The sequence below is a fragment of the Variovorax multivorans genome, assembly GCF_051216835.1.
In the GTDB taxonomy this organism is placed as follows: Bacteria; Pseudomonadota; Gammaproteobacteria; order Burkholderiales; family Burkholderiaceae_C; genus Variovorax.
In genome coordinates this window covers 325,930-341,101 of sequence record NZ_JBPJZL010000005.1, presented here as the reverse complement: position 1 = coordinate 341,101, position 15,172 = coordinate 325,930, and the positions used below count along the sequence as shown (strand labels likewise).

The following is a 15,172-nucleotide window of genomic DNA, read 5'->3' as shown; positions in this document are numbered from 1 at the left end:
CGCATTCATGCGGGGGATGGACAGATCAGAACTTGTACCGGGCAGTCAGGGTCGCCGTGCGGAGGGTGCCCTGGTAGCACTCGCCGTGGTAGCAGATCGAGTTGTACTTCTTGTTCGCCAGGTTGGAGACGTTGAGCGCGAAGCGCCACGGACCGGTTTCGTAGTGCACGGCCGCATCGACGAGCGTCACGCCGCGTTCGAACGTGGTGTTGTACTCGTCGTTCTGGCGCTTGCCGATGTAGCGCACGCCGCCGCCGAAGCCCAGGCCGTTGCCCAGGGTGTAGTCGAGCCACACCGAGGCGGACTGCTTGGGCACGAGCGGCGGGATCTTGCCGACTTCGTCCGGATCGGCGCTGGCGAGCACTTTCATGTCCAGCCAGGTGTAGGCGGCCGCGATGTTCAGGCCCGGTGCGAGCTCGCCCTTGGCCTCCAGCTCGATGCCGCGCGAGCGCTGCTTGCCGATCTGGCGCCCCTCGGAGGTCGCCGGGTCGTAGGTGACCACGTTTGTCTTGCGCAGGTCGAAAGCCGCGGCGGTGAACAGGGTGCGCGTGCCTTCGGGCTGGAACTTGACGCCGACCTCGACCTGCTTGCCGCGGCTGGGATCGAAGGGCTGGTTGTTCGCGTCGACGCCGCTGTTGGGCAGGAAGGACGTGGTGTAGCTCATGTAGGGCGCCCAGCCGTTGCCGAGCAGGTAGGTAAGGCCTGCCCGGCCGCTGAACGCACTGTCCGATTTCCGGGTGAAGGTCTCGCTCAGGTAGTTGCTGGTGCTCTGGCGTACCTGATCCTGGCGGCCACCGACGGTAAAGACCCATTTGTCGCCGAACTTGATCTGGTCCTGGGCGTAGATGCCGATCTGGCGTGTCGACTGCGACAGATCGGTCACCGGGATGGTGGGCATCGCCACGGCCTGGCCGTAGACGGGTGCGAGCACGTCGAGGTCTGGTGCCGCGCCGCGGAAACGCCGCTGCTTGCCGTTCTGGTCGGTGTAGTCGAAACCGAGCAGCACCGTGTGCTGGACAGAGCCGTACTGCAGCTTGCCCTGCACGTTGGTGTCGAGCGTTGCCAGGTTCACGGGGTCGTTCCAGCTTCTGGCAACGCGGGAGAGCGTGCGCTGGTCATCGCCGAGCGAGCCGGCCCAGACTGCCCGCCGGTTCAAGTCGATCCTGCTGTAGCGGAAGTTCTGGCGGAGGGTCCAGGTGTCGTTCAGGGCCGTTTCGAAGCGGTAGCCGATGGCGGCCTGCTTCTGCTTGAGCTGGCCGAAGCTGTAGTCGCCCACCTTCACGGGGTAGAGAACGTAGTTCTGGGTGAGGTAGTACGGGTCTTCAGCCGTGTTGTTCTTGAGGTATTCCGCAAAGACGGTCAACGAGGTCGTTGCATTGGGCTGCCAGCGCACGGAAGGCGCGATGTAGGTGCGCGTGTGGTTCAGCTTGTGGCCGTCGGGGTATCTGTCCTGGTCGTTGCTGTCCAGGCCTACGCCAACCAGGCGATAGCTCAGGTCGGTGTTGTTGCCGATCTTGTCGCCGAGGTCGAATGCCAGTTGCTTGCGTTGGTAGCTGCCGTACTGGAGTTCGATTTCGCGGCTCTTCTCCCCGGTCGGCTCCTTGCTCACGCGGTTGACGATGCCGCCTGCGTCGCCCTGGCCGAACACCATCGACGACGGGCCGCGCAATACCTCCACGCGCTCCAGCCCATACGGTTCGCTCAGGTAGTAGGTGGGGCCGAACGCCGGCTGGGCGAGCCCATCCCGATAGACGCCGTTGGCGGAAGTGCTGAAGCCCCGCAGCAGGATGTATTCCCAGCCGCGGTTGTCGGGGCCGTACGTGCTCGTCGTGACGCCAGGCGTGTAGCGAATGGCCTCCATGACGTCCTGCGCGCCGCGTGCCTCCATTTCATTGCGGCCGATGATGGAGATCGATTGCGGCACCTCGAGCACCGGCGTGTCGGTCTTGGTGGCCGTGCTGCTGCGGCGGGCCACGTAGCCGGTGACCGGGCCGGTGGGCGATTCGTCGGCGTTGGCCACCACCTGCACCGCGGGCAGCGTGCCCTGGGAGCTGGCAAGGTCGGCGGTGCGGCGGATCGTGAAGCTGCCGTTGGCGGCGCGCGTCGCTTCGAGCGAGGTGCCGGCGAGCATCTGGCCCAGGGCCTGGTCGACCGTGAGCTTGCCTTGCACGGCGCGCGAGTTCGTGCCCGCGACCACTTCGCCGGCAGCAAACACCTGCACGCTGGTCTGGCGCGAGAGCTCGTTGAGCGCTGCGCCGAGCGCCTGCGACGGCACTTTCACGTCGAACACCTGCGTCGCGGCCTGGCCGGAAGCCTGCGCTTGCGCTGAAGCCATGGGGGCCCAGACGGTGAGAACGGAACCGAACGCCGCGGCAAGCGCGGCATTCAGCAGATGTTGACGAGGCAGGGGACGCATAAAAGAACAACTCCAGTTTTTTGAATTACGACGCATTCACATTCAGGTGCGGATGCCGGCCCAACTTCCGGTCTCTGGCGCATCTATGAGTAAGACGTTCGAACTCATCAAACAGAGACACTCCCCCTTCACAAATCTTTAGTACGCCGGGGTGCGGCGCCGGAATTTCAGGGCTGGACGGCCTCCGGTTCCGGCCGGAGGTGCACTGCCGCGCCGGCCGGCGTGGCCAGCAGGGCGCTGCCGATTTCGCCGGTTCTGACCGAAGTGACGGACAGCAGGGTGTCGCTCAGGCCATGCGAATCCTCGCAGGCGCCCTGCAGGTAGATGGCCGGATGGAAGTCGGGCGTGGCCAGCACGCGGTAGTGCCGGTCGACCTCGTAGCTGCCGAGGTAGCCCGCCAGCGGCGCGAGCAGAGCCTTGTGGTGCTCCCGCACATAGCCGGTGGCGAGCACCACGGCGTCGTAGCGCACGGTGTGCTCGCGCAGGGCGTTCTGGTCCCACAGCGCCAGGTGCACGCCCTGGTCGTCGGCCGTGACGTTGCGGATGTCGTGCCGGCGCAGGAAGCGCAGGCGGTTGCCGCCGGTCACCCGCTGTTGGTAGAAGGCCTTGTAGATCTGCTGGATCAGTTCCAGGTCGGCCACCGCGTAGTTGGTGTGCCAGAACTCGTCGAGCAGCGCGGCGCGCTCCTCGTCGGAGCGGCTGAAGGTGTAGTCGGTGAACTCGGCGTTGAAGATCTCGTTCACGAAGGGGCTGTCGTCGGCCGGGCGGATCGAGCGCGAGCGCGTGACGAGGTCGACCTGCGGCGCGCCGGGCCGGCCCTGCAGGTCCATGAAGATCTCGGCCGCGCTCTGCCCCGCGCCCACCACGGCGATGCGGCGGGCGTCCGGCAGCCGTGCGATGTCCTGCAGGTAGCTGCTCGAATGGAAGACGCGCGGGTCGTTCCTGAGTGCGCGAAAGCCGTCGGGGATGTTCGCCATGCCGCCGATGCTGACCACGAGGTTGCGGGTGAGCCGCTCGACCAGCTTGCCCGCATGGTTGCGCGAGCGCACGCGCAGCAAGGCCACTTCGCCGCCCTTTTCTTCGGGCAGCACCTCGAAGACCTCCTCGCCGTAGGCGCAGGAGTCTTCGAACTGCTCGGCGGCCCACGAGAGGTAGTCGTTGAACTCGTGGCGGCTGGGGAAGAAGCTCTTCAGGTTGGCGAAGTCGGTCAGCCGGCCTTTTTCGTGCAGGTAGTTGATGAAGGTGAAGCGGCTGGTCGGGTTGCGCAGCGTCGCCAGGTCCTTCAGGAAGGAGATCTGCATGTGCGCGTGGTCCAGCAGCATGTGCGGGTGCCAGGCGAAGCTCAGCTGCTTCTCGATGAACAGCGCATCGAGCGGGCGGCCGGCATGGCGCTTTTCGTCGAGGGCGATGGCCAGGGCGATGTTGGACGGGCCGAACCCGATCCCGACCAGATCATGGACGTGTGGCATTGAAATCAACTCCTGTGGTGGAGGGCGGCGCGCCGCATGCGGCAGCCCACCCTGGGCCGTGTGTAAGAAGACGCTCGGCGGCGCGGGATGTTCACGCTTCCACGGTCTCGGCCATCAGGGCCAGGCCCTGGTGGAGCGCGGGAAAGAGGCTGCGGTTGAAGTTGTTCCAGCGCAGCTCGAGGATGGTGTCCGTGGGGTCGATGTCGGTGCCCAGCACATCGAAGATGACTTCGCCCGAATCGATGCCGGTGTCCACGTAGTGGAAGGAGGCGCCGGTCTTCAGCACCGGCTCGATCGCGACCGTCTCGCGCGTGCGCCAGTCGACCACCCGCTGGCCCTTGGCGCCGTACAGCGCGTCGAGCGTGGCCCAGGCGCCGCGGCGCTCGAAGGGCGACTCCAGGCGCGTGATGCCCGGATGGATGTTCACGATCCGGCGGAAGAAGGGGCTTTCGGGGCGCGCCAGCTGGTCGAGGATCACCAGCAGGCCGTCGAGCACGACAAGGTCGGCCTCCAGCGCGGTGAGCCGCTCGAGCAGGTGTTGCTCGAACTCCTTCTTTCCGGCTGCGCGCTCGGCGGCCGCGTCCAGCGGCAGCCGCCGGTAGGTCGACGGCACGTTGTGGAAGATGTCGTTGGCCCGGCGGCCCTGCACCTGCAGATCGCCCGGGTAGATCCATTGGCGGGCCGGGTCGAACCCGAAGCCGTAGTCCTGCAGCGCCTGGCGGTCGCGCGGCGAGCCTTCGTCGTCGTCGAAGAGCACGGCCTCCAGCGAGTAGGCATCGCCCAGCGGCGTGCGCTCGAGTGCCTCGGCCAGGTACTCCAGTGGGGACTTCATGTAGCGCTGCTCGCCCTTGTAGTCGATGTACTGGCCAGCCTTGTCGGCGGCCGCATTCCTCAGGGACATGATGTAGACGAGTTTTGCCTTGGACATGGATATGCGCTCGATGGATGGGTGGGTGGATGGAAGAAGTGATGACTTGATGACGTGATGGCGTTGTCAGCGGTGCGCCGGCGACAGCGGGCAAGCGCCGCAGTAGCCTTCGCGTGGCAACAGATGGAAGAGGCAGCACTGGCGGTGCAGCTTCACGGTTCGCTCGCGGCCCTCGAGGCGCACGCGGATTTCGCGTTGCCGGCCGGGCAGAGGATTGCTCCATGCTGGCCAGGCGGGGTTGTGCAGCAACTGCTGCCTGTCGCCGGCGATCGGCGGCGACCCGCCGGTCAACGCAAGCGCCTGGTCGAGCACCGGTTCGAGGTTGCGCGCCGCGTTGCCCCAGAGGATCTTGGCGGCGATGCCCGTCAGGCGGCACAGCGCCGAGAACAGCGGCTCCAGGTGCTGCCGCAGCAGCGCCGAGTAGCGTTCCTCGGTGGTCGCGCCGCGTTGCGGCTGGCCCAGCTCGCGAATGTGAAAGCTCAGTGGGTGGGCATGCGGGCCGAAGCGCACCCAGACCTGGTCGGCGGCAACGGGAAATCCGTGCTGCAGTACGCTGGCGGCGGCCGCGACCGGCGGCAGCAGCATGCCGAGGTAGTCCAGGCTCCAGGCTGAAGCTACTGCGCGCAGGTCCTTGCCTTCGACCCCCAGGTGCGACGCATGCAGACGCAGCACACGGCCCAGCAGTTCGGGTGAATGCACCAGGTCGGCAACGCGCAGCGCGCCCGCGGGCGGCTGCGGCGCGCACTGCAGCGCCTCGCCGTGCCGCGCCAGGTTGCCCTGGAACAGGGGTTCCAGCATGGCGATCATGGCGTCGTCGCGAAAGAGGGGGCGCCGGCGGTGCAGCGGTTTGCAGGGGGCATGAAGCTAGGACGGATGGGCCGCGCAGGTGTTCATGCCGCGCGGCGTGAACATTTGCGCGGGCCACCCGTCAAGTGGGGTACAGGCGGTCCGTTGCCGCCCGCAGCCCTGTGGCCCAGCTGGCGCGGCAGGGGTGCATCCATCCGTTTCGTGTCCGGCGGCAGGGCTTGCCCATGCTGCCGGACCCCAGTCGCCCAAGGGCGGAAAGAGTTCTTGCATGACAACTGCCCCCGCTCCCGACGGCGAGTTCGCACGCCTGCTCAAGCCGTTTCTGCCGTGGATCCTGCTGTCGGCGGTCACGGGCATCGGCGCGGGCGCGGCCACGGTCGCGCTGCTGAGCACCATCAACCAAGTGCTCAACCGGCAGGGTGGTCTGTCCGGCGGCCTGCTGCTGACGTTCATCGGGCTGTGCGCGGTGGCGCTGTTCGGGCGCATGGTGTCCGATGTCTCGACCAACTTCGTCGGCCAGCGGGTGGTCGCGCAGGTCCGCAAGAGCCTGGCGCAGAAGATCCTTTCGGCGCCCATCGATGCGCTGGAGCGCTACCGCACCCATCGGCTGATGCCGGTGCTGTCGCAGGACGTGGACATGGTCAGCGACGTGGCGTTCGCGCTGTCCGCGACGCTGATCGCCTGCGTCACGGCGCTCGGCTGCCTGGCTTACCTGGCCTACCTGTCGCTGCCGCTGTTCGGTGTGCTGCTGGTGGCGCTGGCGATCGGCGCGACGGTGCAGGCCATGGCGCAGTTCCGCGGGGTGAGCGGTTTCTGGAAGGCGCGCGAACATGAAGACCAGCTGCACAAGGCCTACCGCGCGATCAGCGAGGGCGCCAAGGAGCTGCGCATGCACCGCGTGCGCCGCCAGCGCATGTTCGGGGGCCAGATCGAGCGCATCGTCGACAACATCCGCACGGTCAACGGGCGCGCGATCAACACCTTCGTCATTGCCGCCGCATTCGGTTCGGGCCTGTTCTTCCTGCTGATCGCGCTGATCCTGGGCTGGGCCTCGTTCCGACCGACCGAGCCTGCGGTGCTCAGCGGCTTCGTGCTGGTGCTGCTGTTCCTCAAGGGGCCGATGGACCAGATCGCCGGTGCCTTGCCTGCCGTCGGGCGCGCGCGGGTCGCATTCCGGCGCATTGCCGACCTGTCGGCGCGCTTCGCCACGCCGGAGCCGCACCTGCACGTCGGCCATGCCGGCAGCGAGTTGAAGTTCGAGCATGAGATCGCATTGAGCGGCGTGCGCTATGCCTTCGATGCGCCCGAGGGTGGCGAGGCCTTCGCGCTCGGGCCGATCGACCTGCGGCTTCGCCGTGGCGAGATGGTGTTCGTGGTGGGCGACAACGGCTCCGGCAAGACCACGCTGATCAAGCTGCTGCTCGGCCTGTACGCGCCGCACGAAGGCGAGGTGGCAATCGACGGCACCCCGGTGGGCCCCGAGCGCCGCGACGACTACCGCCAGCTCTTCACCACGGTGTTTTCCGACTTCTACCTGTTCGAGGACCTCGCAGCCGGCCCGGATGAAGAGCAGGGCGAGGCCAGCATGCAGGTGCTGCCGCAGCGCGCCTTGCCCTACCTGGAGCGCCTGGAAATCGCACACAAGGTGAGCCTGAAGAACGGTGCCTTCACCACCACCGACCTGTCGACCGGCCAGCGCAAGCGACTGGCGTTGGTGCACGCCTACCTCGAAGGGCGCCCGGTGCTGGTGTTCGACGAATGGGCCGCCGACCAGGACCCGACCTTCCGCCACCTGTTCTATACCGAGCTGCTGCCCGAGCTGCGTGCCAAGGGGCACCTGCTGGTCGTGATCTCGCACGACGACCGCTACTTCCACCTGGCCGACCGCGTCATCACCATGAGCGCCGGCCGCATCGCGGACGACCGGCCCCGAGCCCACCTGGAGAGTCTTGCTGCATGAACGACGGCCCGCAAACCAACGATACGCAGCGGCCGGTGTTCATGTCGCAGCTGCGGGCGGCGCGAATCCGGCCGTCCGTGGTGCGGCTGTGCGTGCTCCAGACGCTGGCGGACGCGGGCAGCGAATGGCAGCGCGGTGAAGAGGTCTTTCGCCGCATGCTGCTGCGCGGCACCTCGGCCAGCCTGACCACGGTCTACCGCGTCCTCAAGGAGTTCGAACATTCGGGGCTCATCGAGCGCGAATGGGCGCGCAGCCGCGGCGGTGCGCTGGCGGTGTTCCGCTACGCCGCGCCCGGTGCGAATGCCGATGCCTTGAGCGTGCGCATGCGCTGCAACGGATGCGGCAGGTTCACCGAGGTGCAGGACCGCGAGCTTCACGAGGCGCTGATGCGCGTGGCCCAGAGCAAGGGCCTCCCGCTGGCGGGCACCTTCGACGTGCAGATCCACGGCTCCTGTTCGTCCTGCCAGCACCGGTCCACAGGGGAATCGTCGAGCGAGGACCAGTCGTCGCGCGAGCACGGCAGGATGCTGCCGCTCGTGGGCTTCCGGGCTCGCCCGCGTGCGCAGCGCCTTGCCGCTTGACGAGGAGCCGGCGTGAGTGATTTGCGTCAAGGCGCCTGGCGCCGCCGTGCGGTCGCCGCGGTGCTCGTGTCCCTTTGCGCGGCGGCCGGAGCGGGGTTGCTCTGGGGAAGAGGCGAGGCGATGGACGTCGACTCCGTGCCGGTGGTGCGCGGCACCATCGAGTCCAGCGTCTCGGCACTCGGGGTGCTGCAGCCGCGGCACTACGTGGACGTGGGTGCGCAGGTCTCCGGGCAGATTCTTCGGCTGCATGTGCAGCCGGGCGACGTCGTCAAGCGGGGGCAGTTGCTGGTGGAGATCGATCCCAGCGTGCAGCGGGCCACGGTCGACGCGGGCCGTGCCTCGCTGGCCGGGCTGCGCGCACAGCGCGACGACCAGCAGGCCCAGCACGTGCTGGCGCAGCAGCAGCATGCGAGACAACGCCAGATGGCTGCCGACGGCGCCACGCGGGACGAAGACGTGCAGGCCGCGCAAGCCGCGCTGGCGTCGGCCGGTGCGCGCGTGAGACAGCTCGAGGCGCAGATCGCACAGACCCAGGCGACGCTGAAGGCCGACGAGGCCCGCCTCGGCTACACCAGCATCTACGCGCCGATGTCCGGCACCGTCGTGTCGGTGGAGGCGCGCGAGGGCCAGACGCTGAACGCGACCTACCAGACGCCCAATGTGCTGCGCATTGCAGACCTGTCTTCGATGACGGTGTGGTCGGAGGTTTCCGAGGCCGACGTGCGGCGCATCAAGACCGGCATGCCGGTCTACTTCACCACGCTCGGCGAGAGCCAGCGCCGTTGGCAGGGCCACGTGCGCCAGCTGCTGCCCGCGCCGCCGGTGCCCGAGAGCAAGACGGGCAGCGACAGCAGCGCCAAGCCTTCCGCCGCAGCGAGCAAGGTGGTGGTCTATACGGCGCTGTTCGATGTCGACAACGCCGACGGCGAGCTCATGCCGCAGATGACGGCCAAGGTCGCCTTCGTCGAATACGCCGAGAAGGACGCGCTTTCGGTGCCGCTTGCCGCGCTGGTGCCGGTGGCCGGCAGCAGCGACCGCTTCACGGCGCGCGTGCTTCGCCCCGATGGCAAGGTCGAGGTCCGGCAACTGCGCGTCGGGGTGCGCAACCGGCTCGCCGCGCAGGTGCTGGAAGGCGCGCAGGCCGGAGACCGCATCGTCATCGCCGCCAGGGCTTCGAAGCCATGACGACCGCGGCGCATGCACCGGGCGATGCGCCGCGGCCGCTGATCGAGCTGCAGGGCATTCGCAAGTCGTACGGCGGGCGCGGTGGACGGGGCGGCAAGGAAGCAGGGGCGGGCAGCCCGGCAACGACCGTGCTGCATGGCATCTCGTTGCGCCTGTACGCGGGTGAGTTCGTGGCCGTCGTCGGTGCTTCGGGCTCAGGCAAGTCCACGCTGATGCACATCCTGGGTTGCCTCGATCGGCTGAGCGCCGGACGCTACCTGTTCGACGGCCAGGACGTGGCCAGCTTCGATGCCGACGCGCTCGCCTGGCTGCGCCGCGAGGCCTTCGGTTTCGTCTTCCAGGGCTACCACCTGGTGCCCAGCGAGTCGGCGCGCGAGAACACGGAGATTCCCGCGCTCTATGCCGGCATGCCGGAGGCCGAGCGGCGTGCGCGTGCCACTGCGCTGCTCGAACGGCTGGACATGGGCGCGCGGCTCGACCATCGCCCGCACCAGCTGTCGGGCGGGCAGCAGCAGCGCGTGGCCATCGCGCGGGCGCTGATGAACGGCGGGCGCATCATCCTGGCCGACGAGCCCACCGGCGCGCTCGACAGCAAGAGCGGCGCCGAAGTGATGGCGCTGCTGCACGAACTGGCAGATGCGGGCCACACCATCATCCTCATCACGCACGACCGCTCGGTGGCCGCGCAGGCGCGGCGGATCATCGAGATTCGAGACGGGCGCATCGTGGCGGACTCGGGTGAACACACCAGCGAAGGCGCGGCGGCAATCGCTGCCGTACCGGCCCCGGTCTTCAGTCGTCCGTCGGTCACAGGCGGCGCCTCGCTGCCTGCCGACATTCGCGAGGCGACACGGGCCGCATGGCGCGTGATGTGGAGCAACCGGTTCCGCACCGGGCTCACGCTGCTGGGCATCGTGATCGGCGTGGCCTCGGTCATCGTGATGCTGGCGGTCGGCGGCGGCTCGCAGCGCAAGGTGATGGCGCAGTTCGAGACCTTCGGCACCCGCACCATGTTCGTTTCCGTGCAGCTCGCCAGCCTGCGCAACCCGAGCGCGCCGCTCACGCTGGACGACGCGCTGGCCGTTCGCGCGCTGCCCAATGTCGAAGGCGTCGCGCCCTACATCGAGGACAGGGTGGTCGTGCGCCGCGGCAATATCGACCACCTCACCGAGGGCGGCGGCGCCACGGTCGATTTCTCGCGAGTGCTCGGCTGGGGCGTGAGTCGGGGAGTGATGTTCGACGCCGAGGACGAACGGCGCATCGCCAAGGTCGCGGTGATCGGCGAAACGGTGCGCCAGCGCCTGTTCGCCGACGGGCAGGACCCCGTCGGACAGGACATCCTGGTGGACAAGGTGCCGTTCCAGGTCGTCGGCGTGCTGGCTTCGAAGGGCGCCACCAACGGCGAGGACCAGGACGACCGGGTGGTGGTGCCGCTGTCTTCCGCGGCCACACGCGTCTACGGCCATCCTCACCCGACGTGGCTTGCGGTGCAGGTGCGCGACATCGACAAGGCGCAGGAAACGGCCACCGCCATCGAGGCGCAGCTCGAACGGCAGCAGGCCGGGCGCCACGTGCTGATATGGAACCGCGTCGAGGCGCTGCGCGTGCAGACCGAAACCGCGCGCGCAATGACGCTGATGCTGGGGCTGATTGCCATCGTGTCGCTGATCGTGGGCGGCATCGGCGTGATGAACGTGATGCTCATGACGGTGCGCGAGCGCACGCGCGAAATCGGCATTCGCGTGGCGACGGGGGCGCGCCAGCGGGACATCCTGCGGCAGTTCATGACCGAGGCGGTGCTGGTGACTTCGGTGGGCGGCACCGTGGGCGTCGTCGCCGGGCTGGGCATTGTCGTGGGGCTGATGCTGGCCGGCGTGCCGGTGCTGTTCTCGCTGGCGGCGAGCGTGGGGGCCTTCGGCTGCGCGGTGCTGACGGGCGTGATCTTCGGGTTCATGCCGGCGCGCAACGCTGCGCGGCTGGACCCTGTGGTGGCGCTGGCGGGGAAATGACTGTGTTGCTGCGAACGCGTTCCGGATGCGGCTGGTGGGCGGCCTTGTTGTGCGCGGCGCTGTCATCGGGCTGCGCGCTGCATGGCGATCGCGCCGAGCGCGCGGTGGAGCTTCCCTCTGCATGGCGTCATGCGCAGGTACTCGGCGACACGGGTCCGGTCGAGGCGCAGTGGTGGCGCAGTTTCGGCAGCACGGAACTCGATGCACTGATTGCGCGCGCGCAATCGCAAAGCAACGATCTCGCGGCTGCTGTCGCGCGGGTGCGGCAGGCCGACGCGCGGGCGCGCATCGCCGGCGCGGCGCTGCGGCCGCAGGTGACGGGCACTCTCGGCGCCAGCCGCGAGGGCCGCCTGGGTGGCAACGCCACGGTTGCCGGCAGCACCTATGCCGCGGGTTTTGCCGCCAGCTATGAACTCGACCTGTGGGGTCGCGATGCCGCGCTGCGCGACGAAGCGCTGCAAGGCCTGCGCGCAAGCACCTTCGATCGCGATACGGTGCGGCTCACTGTGACGGCCGATGTTGCCGCCACCTGGCTGCTGGCGCTGGCCCTGCGCGAACGCACCGAAATTGCGGCGCGCAACCTCGACAACGCGCGCCGCGTGCTGGCGCTGGTGGAGTCCCGCAGCCGCGCCGGCGCGGTGTCGCCACTGGATCTTGCACAGCAGCGCGGTCTGGTGGCCGCGCAGCAACGCGCGCTCGCGGCACTGCATCAGCAGGCGGGCGACGCCGAGACCGCACTGGCGTTGCTGCTGGGCACCACGGCGCCGGCGCTCGAACTGCGGGGGCCGCGGCTTGATGCGCTTCAGGTTCCCGTCATCGGCGCGGGCGCGGGTGCGCCTTCTGCATTGCTGGTGCGGCGCCCGGACATCGCACGCGCGGAGGCGCATCTGGCTGCGGCCGATGCCAACGTGCTGGCGACGCGCGCCGCGCTGCTGCCTACCGTGTCCCTGAGCGCCACGGTAAGCACCGGAGAGAGCCGCTTCGGCAGGCTCTTCGACAACCCGCTCTACAGCCTGGCTGCCGGGCTGGCCGCGCCGGTCTTCGACGGAGGGCGCCTGGCGGGCGGCCAGCGCCTGGCCGAGGCGCGGCGCGAAGAACTGTTGGCCGCCTACCGGGGCGCGATCGTCGGTGCGTTCGCGGATGCGGAGACTGCGCTGAACGGCGTGTCGGCCATCGATGCGCAGGCAACGGCGCAAGGCGCCGAACTGGCCGAGGCGCGCCGCGCGGCAGAATTGTCCGAAGCCCGCTACCGTGCGGGCGCCGAGACGCTGCTGACCTTGCTCGACGCGCAGCGCACCCTGTATGCCGCGCAGGACCTGGCGGTCCAGTTGCGCATGGCGCGCTTGCAGGCACGGGTTTCGCTCTACCGTGCAATGGGCGGCGGATGGCAGCAGGCCCGGTGCACGAGCGCCGCAGCAGCCGAAGGACATACTGAATGCGTTTGACGCTCGTGGCCCTGCATCGCTGGGCCGGCCTCCTTGAACATTCGGGGCCGCGGATCGTCTTTTTCTCTAGACGCCTGCGCGCCGGCATTTCCCGGTGCGCATCGGCCTCGACGATCATCCCCCTGGATCAACAACACAGCGCCTGGAGTAGCAGTGGCCCCGCAAAACCATCCGGAGGCGCCGTCCGCCGAGGAGACCGCATGGCGTCTCTATATGGACCTCCGAGAGAATCCATGCCGCACGGGCGCGTTGAAGCTGACGCACTGGTTGCGGGAAGACCAGGCGCATCCGCCCGCATTCGACCGTGCCCTGCGCCTTTGGGCACTGGCGGGCGCCGCCCTGGTCGTCAGCCGCCGCAGGAATTTTCATCCGCCCACGGGCGGACTCGAATGAGGCGCGCCGGGTTGGCCGCGCACTGCCTCGTGCCCGATGAATGTGTTCGCACCGCGGCGTCGCTTTTCGCTTGCATGCACGCCTCGCCGACTTTGCAGAACACAGAGGAGCTGGCCCAGTGGCTTGGGAAAGACCCACGGCACCTGCGCGCGCTCGACATCGCGCTGGCGGAATGGGGCCTCGTGCAGTCCGGCCACCCCGTGGGGAATGTGCGCGGCGCTTGACGCGGCGAAGGACTCAGCGCGTTCGCAGGGTCACGCTGCCGTCCGGCTGCGGTTCGGCGGCCAGAGGCAGGATCGTCGGCAGCGCGGCCACGAGGCCGTCGGAATCGTTGGTGCGGAAACGGCCCGACAGCCGCATCGCGTCGACGCGCGAACTCGTGCTGACGATGGGCCGCGCACGATAACTGTTGACCGCGGCCAGGGCGTCGCCGAGCGGCGTGTTCTCGAAGACGAGCCAGCCATTGCGCCACGCGGACAGGGCGGCCGTGTCGGTTTGCCGCACTGCGGCGGCACGGCCGTCATCGATTTCAAGCAGGTCGCCCATGCGCAGGTCGATCACTTCCGCCTCTGCGCCGGTGGACCCGTCGCGCGGCGGCATGTGCACGCGCACATGGCCATGCTCCACGCCCACGGTGATCGGGCCGCCACGGTCGCGCACGGTAAAAGCGGTGCCGACCACTTCGATGGTGGCGCCGCGCGTGCGGACCTTGAAAGGGCGGTCTGCATCGCGCGCCACCTCGAAGCGCACTTCGCCGTGCGCCATGTCGACGGCGCGGTGCTGGCGATAGAGCGCCACGTCGATCGCGCTCTGCGGTGCCAGGTCGAGCTGGCTGCCGGGCGCGCCGCTGCGGCTGTCGGTCAGCGTTACCTTCAGCATCTGCGCGGTACGGGTTTCGTAGGCTGCGCGGAACACGGGTTGCTGCCAGTACCACTGCACGCCCCGGCCCGCGACCAGGCCGGTGCCCAGCAAGGCGGCGACCGAAAGCAGCATCTTGCGGCGTTGCTGCCGGTGCGTCGATGCGGCGGCAGTGGCGGCTGCGTTGGCCATCAGCGCGGCTTCGGGTTCGTCGAAGTGCGCGCGCAAGTCGTTCGCCATGCCGCCGAGTGCGTCCCAGCGCTCGCGCGCCTCCTGCACGGCCGCCGCATGTTCCGCTGATTTGCCGCGCCACTGGTTGAGCAACGCGCGGGCTTGGCCTGCGGCCTCGCCGGGTGCGATCTCTCCTTCGACGATCAGCGCGAGCGCGCGCTCGATCAGCCGTTCGCGCGGAGGAGCGCTTGCCGCCATGCTGCCGCCGCTCACGAGAAGTCTTCGGCCAACGCCGCGTCGAAGCCCGGCCGGCTCAGCACGACCTGCGGCTCGATCAGTTCCGAGCGCAGTTCGGCGAACACGCGCGAGCAATCGATGGTGGCGCGCAGCAGGTGCTTGGCCACGGCCATCTCGGTGATGTTCAGCCGCTGCGCAATTTCAGCGCGCGTGTGGCCGTAGGCGCGGAACAACAGGAACACCTCGCGCCGGCGCGGCGGCAGTTGTTCCATGGTTTCGACCACCCGCGCCAGCACCCGTTGCTGTGCCACGACGTATTCGCTGGACTGGGCCGTCTGGTGCGTGCCGATGCCTGCATGCGTGCTGACCCATTCCTGCGCGACCTTGCGCCGGCGTGCATCGTCGACGCACAGGTTGCGCGCCACGCGAAACAGCAGGGCGCGGGGCGATTCGATGGAATAGGCGGCGTCCTGCAGATCGGGCAGTGCATCGCCGCGATTGCCGCCGCGCGTCTTGAGCGATGCCGCATAGACCCGCTCGAAGCTGGACTGCGCGATGTCGGCCGCGTAGTGCGGATCTCTCAGGTCGCGAGTGAGCTGCCGGCGCAAGTCCGCGTAGTGAGCTACCAGTTCCTGAACGAGGTCGCGCATCCGGCCGCCTTCTCGCAAGCATCGACGATGGACCCCGGGGTCGTTCGCCAGAACGCACCGACG

Annotated in this window: 13 protein-coding genes; 7 read left to right on the top strand and 6 right to left on the bottom strand. The window is 68.6% G+C overall.

What is annotated here, in order from left to right:
• Positions 1–25: 25 nt before the first annotated feature.
• The 4 genes from ACSFCA_RS15000 to fhuF all read right to left on the bottom strand — a co-directional run bounded on the left by ACSFCA_RS15000 (position 26) and on the right by fhuF (position 5,620).
• Positions 26–2,335, bottom strand: coding sequence for a TonB-dependent siderophore receptor (locus ACSFCA_RS15000; RefSeq protein WP_435460018.1), 2,310 nt, complete (start codon positions 2,333–2,335; stop codon positions 26–28).
• Positions 2,336–2,583: 248 nt separating this feature from the next.
• Complete coding sequence (locus tag ACSFCA_RS14995; protein ID WP_435460017.1) at positions 2,584–3,885, bottom strand: lysine N(6)-hydroxylase/L-ornithine N(5)-oxygenase family protein; 1,302 nt, start codon at positions 3,883–3,885, stop codon at positions 2,584–2,586.
• A gap of 91 nt (positions 3,886–3,976) precedes the next feature.
• A complete protein-coding gene (locus tag ACSFCA_RS14990) occupies positions 3,977–4,813 on the bottom strand; it encodes a N(5)-hydroxyornithine transformylase PvdF (RefSeq protein ID WP_435460016.1) in 837 nt (278 codons plus the stop codon).
• Positions 4,814–4,879: 66 nt separating this feature from the next.
• Positions 4,880–5,620, bottom strand: a complete 741-nt coding sequence (gene fhuF / locus ACSFCA_RS14985) for a siderophore-iron reductase FhuF (protein WP_435460015.1) — start codon at positions 5,618–5,620, stop codon at positions 4,880–4,882.
• 268 nt (positions 5,621–5,888) lie between these two features.
• On the opposite strand from fhuF, the gene ACSFCA_RS14980 reads away from it, so the two are divergent.
• From ACSFCA_RS14980 to ACSFCA_RS14950, 7 genes are all read left to right on the top strand, one after another.
• A complete protein-coding gene (locus tag ACSFCA_RS14980; protein ID WP_435460014.1) occupies positions 5,889–7,580 on the top strand; it encodes a cyclic peptide export ABC transporter in 1,692 nt (563 codons plus the stop codon).
• The gene (locus ACSFCA_RS14975; RefSeq protein WP_435460013.1) at positions 7,577–8,161 is read left to right on the top strand and encodes a Fur family transcriptional regulator; all 585 of its coding nucleotides are present in this window, start codon (positions 7,577–7,579) and stop codon (positions 8,159–8,161) included. The genes ACSFCA_RS14980 and ACSFCA_RS14975 overlap by 4 nt, the downstream gene beginning before the upstream one ends.
• 120 nt (positions 8,162–8,281) lie before the next feature.
• Entirely contained in the window at positions 8,282–9,346 is a 1,065-nt protein-coding gene (locus ACSFCA_RS14970) for an efflux RND transporter periplasmic adaptor subunit (protein WP_435460012.1), read from the top strand.
• Positions 9,343–11,355 carry an ABC transporter permease gene (locus ACSFCA_RS14965; protein WP_435460011.1) on the top strand — a complete coding sequence of 671 codons (2,013 nt, stop codon included), beginning with the start codon at positions 9,343–9,345 and terminating at the stop codon, positions 11,353–11,355. The genes ACSFCA_RS14970 and ACSFCA_RS14965 overlap by 4 nt, the downstream gene beginning before the upstream one ends.
• Complete coding sequence (locus tag ACSFCA_RS14960; RefSeq protein WP_435460010.1) at positions 11,352–12,800, top strand: efflux transporter outer membrane subunit; 1,449 nt, start codon at positions 11,352–11,354, stop codon at positions 12,798–12,800. The genes ACSFCA_RS14965 and ACSFCA_RS14960 overlap by 4 nt, the downstream gene beginning before the upstream one ends.
• A gap of 153 nt (positions 12,801–12,953) precedes the next feature.
• A complete protein-coding gene (locus tag ACSFCA_RS14955; protein WP_258353813.1) occupies positions 12,954–13,193 on the top strand; it encodes a hypothetical protein in 240 nt (79 codons plus the stop codon).
• 92 nt (positions 13,194–13,285) lie between these two features.
• A complete protein-coding gene (locus ACSFCA_RS14950; RefSeq protein ID WP_258353814.1) occupies positions 13,286–13,417 on the top strand; it encodes a hypothetical protein in 132 nt (43 codons plus the stop codon).
• Between the two features lie 13 nt (positions 13,418–13,430).
• Here the strand turns inward: ACSFCA_RS14950 and ACSFCA_RS14945 are convergent, their stop codons facing one another.
• Positions 13,431–14,495, bottom strand: a complete 1,065-nt coding sequence (locus ACSFCA_RS14945; protein WP_435460009.1) for a FecR family protein — start codon at positions 14,493–14,495, stop codon at positions 13,431–13,433.
• Complete coding sequence (locus ACSFCA_RS14940) at positions 14,492–15,109, bottom strand: RNA polymerase sigma factor (RefSeq protein ID WP_093051594.1); 618 nt, start codon at positions 15,107–15,109, stop codon at positions 14,492–14,494. The genes ACSFCA_RS14945 and ACSFCA_RS14940 overlap by 4 nt, the downstream gene beginning before the upstream one ends.
• Positions 15,110–15,172: the final 63 nt, after the last annotated feature.